This is a genomic window from Dyella sp. 01L423, from assembly GCF_056399945.1.
This window is the reverse complement of record NZ_JBFTSI010000004.1, coordinates 317,685-331,167: the sequence shown is the minus strand read 5'-3', so window position 1 is coordinate 331,167 and position 13,483 is coordinate 317,685. Positions and strand designations below refer to the sequence as shown.

The following is a 13,483-nucleotide window of genomic DNA, read 5'->3' as shown; positions in this document are numbered from 1 at the left end:
ATGGTGTATTGCAAGCGCAAGGCCTTGCGCCTCCGAATGGGCGCGGGTCGGCCGCGCGCTCGGTGGGGAGACGATGGTTCCATACGGTGTTGGACGTTGGCAGTGCAAACCACGACACTGTCTGGGTTTGCCAAGGTTGGCCGTCGCGCGGATGCCGTGCGACCGCTCACAAGACATTGGGGCCAGGTCTTGAGTCGTCAGCAAAAGAATCGCCAGGGCGCCGCGCCTTCCGCCAGTCTGACCATGGCGGATCTTGCGAAGGTGGCCGGGGTATCCAAGATCACCATTTCGCGGGCGCTCAGCGACAGCCCGCTGGTGCAGCGCGAGACCCGTGAGCGTCTGCAGGCGCTCGCGCACGAACTCGGCTACAAGCTCAACGTGAGCGCGCGCAACCTGCGGCTGCGCCGCAGCCACACGGTCGCCGTGATCGTGGAAATGAAGCCTTCCCACGACCGCACCATGCTCGATCCGTATCCGCTGATCCTGCTCGGCGGCATTTCCCAGGAACTGACCGAGCACGGCTACAGCGTGCTGCTGACCACCCGCCAGGGTGCGACAGCCGCGGCTGTTCAAGCCGCGGATGGCCTGATCCTGCTTGGCCAGGGCTCACGCCAGGACGCCGTGCGCCGCTTCGACAAGCTGGGCCTGCCGATGGTGGTGTGGGGCGCCCCGGGCGACGAACACATCGTGGTGGGCAGCGACAACCGCCAGGGCGGCCGCGTGGTGGCGGAGCATTTCATCCGCCTGGGCCGCCGCTATCCGGTGTTCGTGGGCAACCCGAATCACCCGGAGATTTTCGAGCGACTCAACGGTTTCGTGGATGCGCTAGCCGCGCACGGCATCAAGCCGCTGCTGATACGCCGCGACGAATTCACCCTGGCCTCGGGCGGCGACGCCATGCATTCGCTGATGGACCGCGGCGTGCCCTTCGATGCGGTATTCGCCTGCAGCGATCTGCTGGCGATGGGTGCGATCCGCGCACTCAACACGCTGGGGCGCACTGTGCCTGGCGATGTTTCCGTGGTGGGTTACGACGATATGCCGCTGGCGGCGAGCTTCCTGCCGCCATTGAGCTCGGTGCGGCAGGACTGGCAGGAAGGCGGCACGCTGCTGGCGCGCAAGGTGCTGGCGTTGATTGGCGATCAGACGCAGCAATCGGAAACGTTGCCGGTTGAGCTGATCGTTCGCGAGACCTGATCGCACGCCGCGAAGCCACACTGTGGGAGCGCACCCTGTGCGCGACAGCGACGCTTCGTCGATGCCTCGTCGCGGGGTCGTCGCGCACAGGGTGGGCTCCTACAAAAAAGGCCCGTTGCGAGATGACTGTGGGAGCGCACCCTGTGCGCGACAGCAGCGCTCCGTCGATACCTCATCGCGAGATTTGTCGCCCACAGGGTGGCCTCCCACAAAGAAGCCGCGCTGTTAGGGAAGGCGAACTTAACCCGCCGCCGCTGCGTCGCCCGTGGCCTTGCCCACCCGCGCGGGCGTCAGCACGAGTCGGAAACAACTACCACCACCCGCCACACGCACATATTCCAGCGATGCCTGGTTCGCCTCGCTCATCTGGCGCGCGAGATACAAACCCAGACCCGTGCCGTATTCGTGCGTCGTATAAAACGGCTCGAAAATCTGCGCCGCCACTTTCGGCGCAATGCCCGGACCACGATCGATCACTTCAAGTATCGGCACGCCATGCTCGCCATGACGCGCCACCACCATCACGCGCGCCGGCTCGCCGGGCATGCGTCCATAACGCAGCGCGTTCTGCACGAGGTTCCACACCACTTGCTGCAACTGCTGCGGATCGGCCACGGCCGCCACTGGCGTGCTGGCTTGGATCACCCGCAGCGAATCCTCGCCCAGGTCGTTGCCCTGGCGGTATTCGTCGACGAACTGGTTGGCCCAGGTGCCAAGGTCCAGCGTTTCCGGGCGTGAGCGCTCGCGCCGCGACAACTGCAGGATGTTTTCGATGATCTCGTTCAAACGCACGCAGTGGTTGTTGATGATCTCCACCATGCGCTGGTCGGTGGGCGGCAGGTCTTCCGACTCGGCCAGCAGCTGCGCGGAATAGCGAATCGCCGCCAGCGGGTTGCGGATTTCGTGGGCGATCGAAGCCGACAAGCGACCCAGCGAACTGAGCGTGAGCTCCTCGGCGCGACGCGATACCAGCGAGGTATCGTCCAGGAAGATCAGCACGTGCGAGTCGTCGTTCGGCGCCAGGCGGCTGAAGCGCGGCACCACCTCAGGGACGCCGTCGGCCAGCTGGGTGGCGGACTCGTCCAGCTTGCCCGAGGTCATCCAGTGGTACAGGCGGCGCGAGAGTTCCGGCGCCACGCGACCCAGGTCGCGTTGGTCGGCGGTGGGATTGCCCAGCAGCATCCAGGCGGACTCATTCATCTGGTGGATGCGGTTGGCATCGTCCACCAGCAGCACGCCGGTCTTCATGCGGCGGATGATCAGCTCGTTGACCTGGGCCAGGTTGGCAAGGTCCACGCCGCGCTGTTCGGCCAAGGCCTCACTGGCGCGGATCTGGCGGCTGAGCACATAGCACAGCATGGTGATCGCGAAGTAGGCGAGGCCGAACAGGCTCGATTCGAGCAGTTCGCGGTCCATGCCGCCCTGGCCCTGGGCCTCGAGCACCGAATGGCCGATCACGCCCAGTGTGGCCAGCGCCGCAAAGAAACACGAAAGCCGCAGCGGCAGGATCAGCGCGCCGGCCGCCAGGTTCACCGCCAGCATCATGGCGATGCCGATGCGAGCGTCGTGCATGGTGACGATGGCCAGCACCGCCGCGATGATGTCCACCACCAGGGCGCCGGACACCGTCCAGCGCAACCAGGGCGTGGAGCGGCGGGTCAGCGAGAGCATGCCCAGCGCAAACAGCAGGAACAGCACCGCCACGCCGCGGGCCAGGCCGACATCCGCCAGCTTGGGCCAGCCCAGCGTGCTCGGGCTCAGGGCCAGGCCCACATAGACCAGGGCCTGGGCCAGTCGGAAGCAATTGAGGAACAGCAGCTCGTGGCGCGCTGCCTCGGGGGCGGTGCGCGCGGCGGGGTAGGCAGGCTGGATGGTGCTCGACACCGGGTCTCTCTCAGTCGGCCCAAAGGCGGTCCGGACCAGTATAGACGGGGCTTTGGAGACTTGCGGGAGGCCCCGCTCAAGCAAGGTCGGATAGCCCCTAGGCCGGCCGGCCCCTTTCCATTGGGGGCCGCTGCTGCGAAAATACCGGGCCGTATTGCGCGGTTTCCGTCATGTCGAAAGGCAGGCGGCGGCGCACTGCATCCCGGCAGCGCTTGTACCGCCGTCGTTCCCCTGACCGTCCGGTCTCCCACAACCGGCCGGCCGTCATGTTCCCCCGTACTCTCGAGGTATCCATGAATTTCCACGAGTACCAGGCCAAAGAATTGTTCGCGAAGTACGGCATTGCCGTGCCCCCGGGCAAGGTCGCCAACTCTCCCGATGCCGCTGTCGACGCCGCCAAGCACCTTGGTGGTTCGCAGTGGATGGTCAAGGCACAGATCCACGCAGGCGGCCGCGGCAAGGCCGGCGGCGTCAAGTTCTGCAAGAGCCTCGACGACGTGCGCGCAGCTGCCAAGGGCATGCTGGGCACCAACATGGAAACCTACCAGTCCGCCGGCCGTGCGCTGCCGGTGAACCTGGTGCTGGTCACCGACGCGACCAACATCGCCAAGGAACTGTACCTTTCGATCCTGACCGACCGCGACAGCAAGTCGGTCTCGTTCATCGCCTCCAAGCACGGCGGCGTGGACATCGAGCAGGTCGCCAAGGACACCCCGGAAGACATCCACACCATCGTGGTTGACTTCGTGGAAGGCCTGCAGCCCTACCAGTGCCGCCAGCTCGGCTTCGCCATGGACCTCAACGCGAAGCAGGTCGGCCAGCTGACCAAGATCATGCTGGGCCTGTACAAGCTGTTCAACGAGAAGGACCTGGCCCTGGTCGAGCTGAACCCTCTCGCCATCCTCGAAGACGGCAACCTCGCCGCCCTCGACGGCAAGGTCAACTCCGACGACAACGCCGAGTTCCGCCATCCGGATCTGGCCGCCATGCGCGACCTGACCCAGGAAGACGCTGCCGAGGCCGCTGCCGTCGTGCACAACCTCAACTACGTCACCATGGACGGCACCATCGGCTGCATGGTCAACGGCGCTGGCCTGGCCATGGCCACCATGGACGTGATCCAGCTGGCAGGCGGCGAGCCGGCCAACTTCCTTGACGTCGGCGGCGGCGCCACCAAGGAACGCGTCACCGAGGCGTTCAAGCTGATTCTTTCCTCCGACAAGGTGAAGGCCATCCTGGTCAACATCTTCGGCGGCATCGTGCGTTGCGACCTGATCGCCGAAGGCATCATCGCGGCCGTGAAGGAAGTGGGTCTGAAGATCCCCGTGGTGGTGCGCCTGCAGGGCACCAACGTGGAGCTGGGCCGCGAACTGCTCGCCAACTCCGGCCTGGCGATCACGCCGGCCAACGATCTCAACGATGCGGCGCAGAAAGCCGTGGCTGCGGCCAAGGCCTGAGGAGCAAAGATCCATGAGCGTTCTCGTCAATAAGAACACCAAGGTCCTGGTACAGGGCTTTACCGGCCAGCAGGGCACCTTCCACGCGCAGCAGGCGCTGGATTACGGCACCAAGGTTGTCGGCGGCGTGACCCCGGGCAAGGGCGGCAGCGAGCACATCGGTCTGCCGGTCTTCAATTCGGTGTCCGAAGCGGTCGATGAAACTGGCGCCGATGCATCCGTCATCTTCGTGCCGCCGCCGTTCGCGGCCGACTCGATCCTCGAAGCCATCGATGCCGGCATCAAGGTCATCGTGGCGATCACCGAGGGCATCCCGGTGCTGGACATGCTGCGCGTGAAGAACGTGCTGGCCCAGCATCCGGAAATCGTGCTGATCGGGCCGAACTGCCCCGGCATCATCACCCCGGGCGAATGCAAGATCGGCATCATGCCGGGTCACATCCACATGCCGGGCAAGGTCGGCATCGTCTCGCGCTCCGGCACGCTGACGTACGAATCGGTGTTCCAGACCACCAACGAAGGCCTGGGCCAATCCACCGTGATCGGCATCGGCGGCGACCCGATCAACGGCCTGAGCTTCATCGACTGCCTGAAGTTGTTCCAGGACGATCCGCAGACCGAAGGCATCATCATGGTCGGCGAAATCGGCGGCAGCGCTGAAGAAGACGCGGCCGAGTTCATCGGTGAATACGTCACCAAGCCGGTGGTCTCGTTCATCGCAGGCGCCTCGGCTCCTCCGGGCAAGCGCATGGGCCATGCCGGCGCGATCATCTCGGGCGGCAAGGGCACGGCAGCGGCGAAGTTCGCTGCGCTGGAGAAGGCTGGCGTCACCACGGTGAAGTCGCCGGCCGATCTGGGCAAGACGCTTGCTGGCTTGATGAAGAAGTAATCGAGTCTTTTCGATCGAGCGAAGAAGGGCCGCAGCGATGCGGCCCTTTTTCTTTGGATAGCGTCCTGCGCCACCTCGTGTGACATCGCATCTGTGGGAGCGCACCCTGCGCGCGACAGCGCTGCCTACATCGCGATGCTTCCGAGCTGCGCAGGCCATGCTCTGATTGCGGTGCACCGCAGTCGCGCACAGGGTGCGCTCCCACAAAATTCGCACCACGGGCTCACCTGCGCTGGCGCAACCCATCCTGCGCCGCCCGCAACAACGCCTCCGTCACCGTCGCCAGCGTCGCCGAACGAATCGACCAGCACTGCCAATACAACGGCACATCGAGCCACTGGTTGGGCGCGATCGGCTTGAGCGTGCCGGCCGCAAAATGCTTGGCCAACATCGACTCCGGCGCCATCGCCCAGCCCAGCCCCAGTTCTGCGCCTTCAACGAAGGCCGTGGACGAGGGCACGTAGTGCATCGGTGGCGCCATGCGCGCTCGAGTGACGCTGTGGATGTAGCGCCACTGCAAGGCATCCTTGCGGTTGAACACCAGCATCGGTGCATGGCCGAGTGAGGCTGCGTTGACGCCGCTGGCGAAGTGGCGCTTCACGAACGCCGGCGAGGCGACCGGCAAATAGCGCATCACGCCGAGCTTCTTCACGCTGCAGCCCTGCACGGCTTGCGGCTCGGCCGTGATGGCGCCGAGTACGGAGCCATCGCGCAGCAGGTTCGTGGAATGGTCCTGATCTTCCACGCGCACATCGAACAGCAGCTGGTGGCGGTCATGCAGCTGCGCCAGCGCAGCGAGAAACCAGGTCGCCAGCGAGTCGGCGTTAACGCCGATGGCGACCGTGGTCGGACCGCTGCTGTCCGGTCCGACGCGGAACTCGTTCAAGGTCTCCGCTTCCAGCATGCGCATCTGCTGAACGCTGCGCAGAAGGCGTTCGCCGGCCTCGGTCGCCTCGCTTGGCGTGTGCCGCAGGATCAGCACCTGACCCAGCCGGTCTTCCAGCGCCCTGATGCGTTGGGAGATGGCCGAGGGTGTCAGCGACAGGCGCTGCGCGGCGCCGTCGAAACTGCCTTCTTCCAGGACGGCGGCGAATGCGGTGAGTTGGGGATTGAGCAGGCTCATAGTGCGTCATCCTGGGCATTCACTGTGGGAGCGCACCCTGTGCGCGACGGGCCCGCGATGAGCTTTGAGGTACGGCAATCGCGCACAGGGTGCGCTCCCACGGTGGTCATTAGAAAAATTCAGGTAAGTTAAGAATAATTAGTTTTACTGTCTCAGGCGTCTACGCCACAGTAGCCGTCTTTTCGGAGCATTCCCATGATTGCCACGGCCTACCTGGCCGGCCTCGCCGCAGGCGCGGGGCTGATCATCGCCATTGGCGCGCAGAACGCCTTCGTCCTGCGGCAGGGCCTGCAGCGGCACTACGTGGGCGCCGTGGTGAGCGTCTGCATCCTGGCCGATGTCGGCCTGATCCTGTTGGGCGTGGCGGGCATGGGCCTGGTCGTGCAGCAGCATCCCGGCCTGTTGCAATGGCTGCGCTTTGCCGGCGCGGTGTTCCTCGCCGGTTACGGCGTCTTGGCGCTGCGGCGCGCATGGCAGGGCGAGAGCGGCCTGCAGCCGACCGGTGATGGTGCGCTGAGCCGGGGCCGCGTGGTGCTGGCATGCCTGGCGTTCACCTTGCTCAATCCGCACGTTTATCTGGATACGGTGGTACTGCTCGGTAGTCTTTCCACGCATTACGACGGTGATGCGCGCTGGCTTTTTGCAGCCGGTGCAGCCAGCGCCAGCGTGCTGTGGTTTCTCTCGTTGGGCTACGGCGCGCGCCTGCTGCTGCCGGTGTTCCGCAGCCCGTTGGCCTGGCGCGTGTTCGATGTGGCGATCGCCGTGTTCATGCTGACGCTGGCGGCGGTCTTGCTGCACCAGCATCTGGGCTGATCCGGCGGTGGGCCGGACGAGCCTCGGGTACAATTTCAGGCCCCAAGAGTATGGATTCCCCGGCATGCCCTCCTTACGCTTCGCGCTGGCCCAGTTCGATTTTCCCGTAGGCGCGGTTGCGGCCAATGCGGCCAAGGTGGGAGACCTGCTGGCGCAGGCGCGCGATGGCGGCGCGGCGCTGGTGGCGTTTCCCGAGCTGACCCTGAGCGGCTATCCGCCGGAAGATCTCCTGCTGCGCCCGAGCTTTCTGGCGGCCTGCCAGTGCGAGCTCAATGCACTTGCCGGCGGCACCAACGGCGTGGCGGCGCTGGTCGGTCATCCGCACAGCGAGGGCGAGGTTTACAACGCCGCCAGCCTGCTGCGTGGCGGCACTATCGAATTGACCACGCACAAGCAGGCTTTGCCGAACTACGGCGTGTTCGACGACAAGCGCTATTTCCGCCCCGGCCATGACAGCGCCGTGGCCATGTTCGAGGGCGTGCGCGTGGGCATGCTGATCTGCGAAGACATCTGGCAACCCGAGCCCGCGGCCAAGGCCGCTGCGGCAGGCGCCGAGCTGATCGTGGTGATCAACGCATCGCCGTGGGACGACGCCAAGCAATCCTCGCGCGAGGCCGTGCTCACCCAGCGTGCGCTGGAAACCGGCTGCGCCATCGCCTATGTGAACCTGGTCGGCGGCCAGGATGAAGTGGTTTACGACGGCGGCTCGCTGCTGGTGAACGCGGATGGCAGCATCGCCGCGCGTGCCCCGAATTTTGTGGACGTGATGCTATGGGCCGAATTCGATAGCGAAACGCGCACCCTGAGCGCGGAAAACTGGCCGACGGCGGCGGACGCGTCGATCGAAGCCACGCTGTACGCGGCGCTGGTGCGCGGTATTCGCGACTACATCGAGAAGAACGGTTTTCCTGGCGTGCTGCTGGGCCTTTCCGGCGGCATTGATTCCGCGCTCACATTGGCGCTGGCCGTCGATGCGCTGGGCGCCGACCGCGTCACCGCGGTGATGATGCCTACGCGCTACACCTCGCAGCTGTCGCTCGATGGCGCGCGTGCACAGGCCGAGCAGGCAGGTGTGGATTACCACATCATCAATATCGAGCCGATGGTCGATGCGTTTCTTGGCGCGCTCACGCCTGCGTTTGCGGGCAAGGCCGCGGACACCACCGAGGAAAACCTGCAGTCGCGTACGCGAGGCGTCACCCTGATGGCGTTGTCCAACAAGCACGGCCGCCTGCTGCTGGCCACCGGCAACAAGAGCGAAATGGCGGTGGGCTACGCCACGTTGTACGGCGACATGTGCGGTGCCTATGCGCCGCTGAAGGATGTCTACAAGACCGTCGTCTATCGTCTCTCGCGCTGGCGCAATGAGCATGCAGCGCGCATTGGCGAGCCGGAAGCGATTCCTTCGGCGGTGATCGACCGCCCGCCGTCCGCCGAACTGCGCGACAACCAGACCGACCAGGATTCACTGCCGCCGTACGACGAACTTGACGCGATTCTTGCGCGCTTTATCGAAGCCGAGCAGTCGCAGGCGGAAATCGCCTCGCAGGGTTTCCATGCCGACACCGTGCGTCGCGTGGTGAGGCTGGTGCTGCTCAATGAGTTCAAGCGTCGGCAGTCGGCGCCGGGGCCGCGCGTGACGACGCGTGCGTTTGGGCGCGAGCGGCGGTATCCGATTACGTCGGGCTGGAAGTAGCGAGTACCTCTACTGTGGGAGCGCACCCTGTGCGCGACCGCGGAGATGAGGTGTACCCCGGTGCCGGCTAATGGCGTCGCGACAACCTGCAACTGCGGCTGGATTGAGCTCCGCGGTCGCGCACAGGGTGCGCTCCCACAATGGGTGGGGCACCATCCAGCGGTCAGGCACAAAAAAAGCCGGCGGCCCAAGGCCACCGGCTTTTTCCATTCACAGGCCGCAACGCGACCAGCAACCCCGCTCTCGAATCAATGATGCCCCGAGAACGGAACCGCCTTGCGCAGCAGCGACGGTGCGTGCGGCCACTTCGGATCCTTCAGGTACGGATGATCCGGATAGTTCAGGGCCAGCACCTGGCGGGTCTGGTCGGCCAGGTTCTTCTGTTCCATGCCCAGGTAGCTGCGGGTGAGGATGGCCAGCGCGTCGCCCGTCTGCGGGGCCTGCTGGTAATGCTCGATCACATACTGGGCGCGGTCGGCAGAGGCCACGTAGGCCTTGTTGCGCAGGTAGTACTCGGCCACGTTGATCTCGAACTGCGCCAGCACATCGCGCAGGTAGATCATGCGCTGGCGCGCATCGGCGGTGTAGGCGCTGTCCGGGAAGCGGCGAGACAGCTCCGAGAAGTCGTCGAACGACTTCAGGTTGAAGCCCTGGTCGCGGCGCGTCTGCGCTTCGTTCTTCTGCAGCAGGCGCTCCATGGCGCCGCCGGTGCGATCAAAATTGATCAGACCGCGCAAGTAATAGGCATAATCTACGTGCTTGTGGGTCGGATACGTCTTGATGAAGCGGTTGATCGTGGAGTAAGCGTCGTCCGGCTGGTTGTCCTTGTACTGCGCATAGGCCAGGTCGAGCTGAGCCTGCTCGTTGTAATTGCCGGACGGGAAGCGCGCGATCAGGCGCTGGTAGGCTTTGCTGGCGGCCGAATAATCGGCGTGTTCCAGTGAGTCGTGAGCTTTGTCGTAAAGCTTGTCTACCGGCAGCGTATCGTTGGTGTCCCTCTTGTGATGGAACATCGAGCATGCGCTCATCGACAAAACGATGGCGAGCACGACAAAAATTTTGAAAGCCGGCAGCTTGGTTACGCGCATGAGAAGGGTTCAGATGTTTGAGCGAAAAGGGATGATAGCCGAAACGGCCAGCCGGCCGGGCGGCCGACCATGACGATGATCCGTCATGACGCCACGGTGCCCCTGTCGGCCGCGGGTCGGAGGTTCGACCAGACGGTGGCCGAGATGTTCCCCGACTACTCGCGGTCGCGTCTCACGGCCTGGATCAAGGCCGGTGCCGTGACCCTGGACGGCGCCGTCGCGCCGCCTCGCCAGTTGTTGCGTGGCGGGGAAAAAGTCCAGGTAGAAGCGGAACTTGAGAACGAAGTGCAGCTGGAGCCGGAGGCCATCGCCCTGGACATCGTCCACGAGGACGACTACCTGCTGGTGCTGAACAAGCCGGCCGGCCTGGTGGTGCACCCGGGCGCAGGAAATAGCGCCGGAACGGTGCTGAACGCCTTGCTGCACCACGATCCGAAGCTGGCCGAGCTGCCCCGCGGCGGCATCGTGCACCGCCTGGACAAGGACACCTCGGGCCTGATGGTGGTCGCCAAGACCCTGGCGGCCCATACGGGGCTGGTGGACATGCTGTCGCGCCACGACGTGGAACGGCAGTACGAGGCCGTGGTGCTGGGCACCCTGGTGGCCGGGGGCACGGTGGATGCGCCGATTGGCCGCCATATGGGCGACCGGCTGCGCCAGGCCGTGCGCGACGAGGAGGACGGCAAGCACGCCGTCACCCATTACCGCCTGCGCGAGCGGTTCCGCGGGCATAGCCTGATCCAGTGCAGCCTGGAAACCGGCCGCACCCATCAGATTCGCGTGCACCTGGCGCATATCAACCATCCCCTGGTCGGCGATCCGCTGTACGGCGGTGGCCTGCGCCTGCCCAAGGGCGCCACGCCCGAGCTGGTGGCGGCACTGCGCGGCTTCCGCCGCCAGGCGCTGCACGCCGAGCGCCTGGCGTTCGAACACCCGGTGACGCATGAACCGATGTCGTTCAGCGCCGATCGCCCGGCCGACCAGCAGGCACTGATCGACGCACTGCGCGCCGATACCGCCCAGGCCGATCCGAGCGACTGGCGGTGACCCTGGATAGCGCCTGGCTTGTGCCGGACTGGCCGGCGCCCGCCCATGTGCGGGCGGCGGTCAGCACGCGGCAAGGGCCGGGCGTCTCCCAGGATGCTTGGGCGCGCTTCAATCTGGGCGCCCGTTGCGGCGATACGCCCGAGGCGGTGGTGGCCAATCGGGCCGCCGTTCGTAGGGCTTTGACGTTGGAGCGCGATCCGCACTGGCTGCAACAGGTGCATGGGGTGGACGTGGTCGATGTCGACCAGCCTGGCGACGGGCTGGAGCCGCGCGCCGATGCCTCGATGACGCGGCGTGCTGGCGAGCCCCTGGTCATACTCACGGCCGATTGCCTGCCGGTGCTGTTCTGCACCGCCGACGGTCGCGCTGTGGCCGCCGCCCACGCGGGCTGGCGCGGTTTGCAGGCTGGCGTGCTGGAAGCTGCATTGAATTCCCTGCAGGCCCCGCCCGCGCAGGTGATGGCGTGGCTGGGGCCGTGCATTGGCAAGGGCAGCTACGAAGTGGGCGTGGAAGTGCGTGATGCGTTCGTGGCGCTCGATGGCGGCGCTGCAGGCGGATTCGAGCCTACGCGCCCGGGCCACTGGCTATGCGATCTGGCCTGGCTCGCGCGTCGCCGTTTGCTGGCAGCCGGCGTCGCCCAGATTTACGGTGGCGGCTTCGACACGCGCACCGATGATCGCTTTTATTCCTATCGCCGCGACGGCGCGCAAAGCGGCCGCTTCGCCAGCCTGATCTGGCTCGAAGGCTGAGCGCCACCAATCTTCCGCCTCCTGTGGGAGCGCACCCTGTGCGCGACGGTGACTCGCGATAAGCGAGTCACCCATGCTTGCCGCAACATTGAGGAAGTCCGCTGCGTGGCTGTCGCGCACAGGGTGCGCTCCCACAAAGGTAGGACTGGTGGCTCAGTCCGCCAACCGCCGCAAAAACGAATTCCGCCACGCCGTCACATCCTGCTTCTCCAACACATCCATCATCCGACGCCAGCGAACCCGCCGCTCGTGCAGCGGCATCTCAAGCGCAATACCCAGCGCTTCCGCCAATTCCTCTGTATCCGCCGGATTGACCAACAGCGCGTCGCGCAATTCCTGCGCGGCGCCCGCAAAGCGCGACAGCACGAGCACGCCGGGATCTTCCGGATCCTGGCTGGCCACGTACTCCTTGGCCACCAGATTCATGCCATCGCGCAGCGGCGTCACCAGGCCCACGCGGGCGCTGCGGTAATAGCCACTGAGCAGGCTATGCGGGAAGGAGTTGTTGACGTAGCGGATCGGCACCCAGTCCGGCGCGGCGTACATGCCATTGATGTGGCCGGCCATGCGTTCGAGTTCGCGGCGGATCTGGCGGTACTCCAGCACGCCGCCGCGCGAGGGCGGGGCGATCTGCAGGAAGGTCACCTTGCGATGCAGTTGCGGCGAACGCTCCAGCAATCGCGCATAAGCATGGAAGCGCTCTGGCAGACCCTTGGAGTAATCCAGCCGATCCACGCCAATAATCAGCGCACGGCCTTCCAGGCTCTGCTTCAGGTCGTGGATCTCTTCGTGCTCGTCCGCATGGCTGGCCGATTCGGCCACCTGCGCGGTGTCGATGCCGATGGGAAACACTTCAGCACGAAACGTGTGTCCTGCCGGCGTGCGGATGCGTCCGTCGCGGCGCATGCTCGCGCCCACCTCGAACAGGAAGTACTCCTGCAGGGCGCGTTGGTCGCGCGCCGTATGCAGGCCGACCAGGTCATAGCAGGCCAAGGTCTCCAGCAATTCCAGATGACGCGGCAGCGCGATCAGCAGGCTGGCGGCCGGCAGCGGGGTATGTAGAAAAAAGCCGATGCGATTGCGTACGCCGCGTTCGCGCAGCATGGCAGCGAGTGGAATGAGGTGGTAGTCGTTGATCCACACCAGGTCTTTCGGGCCGATCAGCGAGATCAGCTGTTCGGCGAAAAGATTGTTGACGCGCAGATAGCCGGCCAGGTGCTTGCGATCGTAGTCGACCAGGTCGGGCCGATAGTGCAGCAGCGGCCACAAGGTGCGGTTGGCGAAGCCGTCGTAGAAATCGTCGTGATCGGTGCGCGAAAGATCGATGGTGGCGTATTCCACCGGTCCATCGCTTTGTTTGTGCACTTCGCTGGCGGTTTGGCGAGCGATCTTGCCGCTCCAGCCAAACCACACGCCTCCGCGCTCCTGCAGGGCGGCCCGCATGGCCGACGCCAGACCGCCGGTTGCGGTCTGGTCGGGAAGGGCCACTCGGTTTGAAACCACGATCAGTCGTCCCTGACCGCTGTTTCTTCCAGCCATC

11 protein-coding genes are annotated in these 13,483 nt (G+C 65.3%); 7 read left to right on the top strand and 4 right to left on the bottom strand.

Features of this window, described 5'->3' with window-relative positions; translation table 11 throughout:
* The first annotated feature begins 243 nt into the window (after positions 1-243).
* On the top strand, positions 244-1,197 hold the full coding sequence (locus AC1DMY_RS14080; protein WP_477165568.1) for a LacI family DNA-binding transcriptional regulator: 954 nt from the start codon (positions 244-246) through the stop codon (positions 1,195-1,197).
* 240 nt (positions 1,198-1,437) lie between these two features.
* Here the strand turns inward: AC1DMY_RS14080 and AC1DMY_RS14075 are convergent, their stop codons facing one another.
* A complete protein-coding gene (locus AC1DMY_RS14075; protein WP_477165548.1) occupies positions 1,438-3,081 on the bottom strand; it encodes a sensor histidine kinase in 1,644 nt (547 codons plus the stop codon).
* 293 nt (positions 3,082-3,374) lie between these two features.
* On the opposite strand from AC1DMY_RS14075, the gene sucC reads away from it, so the two are divergent.
* Both sucC and sucD read left to right on the top strand, forming a co-directional pair.
* On the top strand, positions 3,375-4,538 hold the full coding sequence (sucC, locus tag AC1DMY_RS14070) for an ADP-forming succinate--CoA ligase subunit beta (RefSeq protein ID WP_441605339.1): 1,164 nt from the start codon (positions 3,375-3,377) through the stop codon (positions 4,536-4,538).
* A 13-nt stretch (positions 4,539-4,551) separates the two neighbouring features.
* Entirely contained in the window at positions 4,552-5,427 is an 876-nt protein-coding gene (gene sucD / locus AC1DMY_RS14065; protein WP_046972115.1) for a succinate--CoA ligase subunit alpha, read from the top strand.
* Positions 5,428-5,650: 223 nt separating this feature from the next.
* Here the strand turns inward: sucD and AC1DMY_RS14060 are convergent, their stop codons facing one another.
* Positions 5,651-6,550, bottom strand: coding sequence for a LysR family transcriptional regulator ArgP (locus AC1DMY_RS14060; RefSeq protein ID WP_477165547.1), 900 nt, complete (start codon positions 6,548-6,550; stop codon positions 5,651-5,653).
* Between the two features lie 195 nt (positions 6,551-6,745).
* Here AC1DMY_RS14060 and AC1DMY_RS14055 point away from each other — a divergent pair, with 195 nt between their 5' ends.
* Both AC1DMY_RS14055 and AC1DMY_RS14050 read left to right on the top strand, forming a co-directional pair.
* Complete coding sequence (locus tag AC1DMY_RS14055) at positions 6,746-7,363, top strand: LysE/ArgO family amino acid transporter (RefSeq protein ID WP_477165546.1); 618 nt, start codon at positions 6,746-6,748, stop codon at positions 7,361-7,363.
* A 64-nt stretch (positions 7,364-7,427) separates the two neighbouring features.
* Positions 7,428-9,059 carry an NAD+ synthase gene (locus AC1DMY_RS14050; protein ID WP_477165545.1) on the top strand — a complete coding sequence of 544 codons (1,632 nt, stop codon included), beginning with the start codon at positions 7,428-7,430 and terminating at the stop codon, positions 9,057-9,059.
* Between the two features lie 248 nt (positions 9,060-9,307).
* Here the strand turns inward: AC1DMY_RS14050 and AC1DMY_RS14045 are convergent, their stop codons facing one another.
* On the bottom strand, positions 9,308-10,147 hold the full coding sequence (locus tag AC1DMY_RS14045; RefSeq protein WP_046972119.1) for an outer membrane protein assembly factor BamD: 840 nt from the start codon (positions 10,145-10,147) through the stop codon (positions 9,308-9,310).
* Positions 10,148-10,216: 69 nt separating this feature from the next.
* On the opposite strand from AC1DMY_RS14045, the gene rluD reads away from it, so the two are divergent.
* Both rluD and pgeF read left to right on the top strand, forming a co-directional pair.
* Complete coding sequence (gene rluD, locus AC1DMY_RS14040) at positions 10,217-11,194, top strand: 23S rRNA pseudouridine(1911/1915/1917) synthase RluD (RefSeq protein WP_477165544.1); 978 nt, start codon at positions 10,217-10,219, stop codon at positions 11,192-11,194.
* Between the two features lie 2 nt (positions 11,195-11,196).
* Positions 11,197-11,943: a peptidoglycan editing factor PgeF gene (gene pgeF / locus AC1DMY_RS14035; protein WP_477165567.1), complete on the top strand. Its 747-nt coding sequence runs from the start codon at positions 11,197-11,199 to the stop codon at positions 11,941-11,943.
* Positions 11,944-12,096: 153 nt separating this feature from the next.
* On the opposite strand, the gene otsA is transcribed toward pgeF, so the two are convergent.
* Positions 12,097-13,482, bottom strand: coding sequence for an alpha,alpha-trehalose-phosphate synthase (UDP-forming) (gene otsA / locus AC1DMY_RS14030; protein WP_477165543.1), 1,386 nt, complete (start codon positions 13,480-13,482; stop codon positions 12,097-12,099).
* Position 13,483 lies beyond the last annotated feature (1 nt).

What these genes read in the sequence shown, in the direction of transcription:
- AC1DMY_RS14080 (WP_477165568.1), top strand. Translation starts at nt 244, where the DNA reads ATGGCGGATCTTGCGAAGGTGGCCGGGGTATCCAAGATCACCATTTCG.
- sucC (WP_441605339.1), top strand. Translation starts at nt 3,375, where the DNA reads ATGAATTTCCACGAGTACCAGGCCAAAGAATTGTTCGCGAAGTACGGC.
- sucD (WP_046972115.1), top strand. Translation starts at nt 4,552, where the DNA reads ATGAGCGTTCTCGTCAATAAGAACACCAAGGTCCTGGTACAGGGCTTT.
- AC1DMY_RS14060 (WP_477165547.1), bottom strand. Translation starts at nt 6,550, where the DNA reads ATGAGCCTGCTCAATCCCCAACTCACCGCATTCGCCGCCGTCCTGGAA.
- AC1DMY_RS14055 (WP_477165546.1), top strand. Translation starts at nt 6,746, where the DNA reads ATGATTGCCACGGCCTACCTGGCCGGCCTCGCCGCAGGCGCGGGGCTG.
- AC1DMY_RS14050 (WP_477165545.1), top strand. Translation starts at nt 7,428, where the DNA reads ATGCCCTCCTTACGCTTCGCGCTGGCCCAGTTCGATTTTCCCGTAGGC.
- AC1DMY_RS14045 (WP_046972119.1), bottom strand. Translation starts at nt 10,147, where the DNA reads ATGCGCGTAACCAAGCTGCCGGCTTTCAAAATTTTTGTCGTGCTCGCC.
- rluD (WP_477165544.1), top strand. Translation starts at nt 10,217, where the DNA reads ATGACGATGATCCGTCATGACGCCACGGTGCCCCTGTCGGCCGCGGGT.
- otsA (WP_477165543.1), bottom strand. Translation starts at nt 13,482, where the DNA reads ATGGCTGGAAGAAACAGCGGTCAGGGACGACTGATCGTGGTTTCAAAC.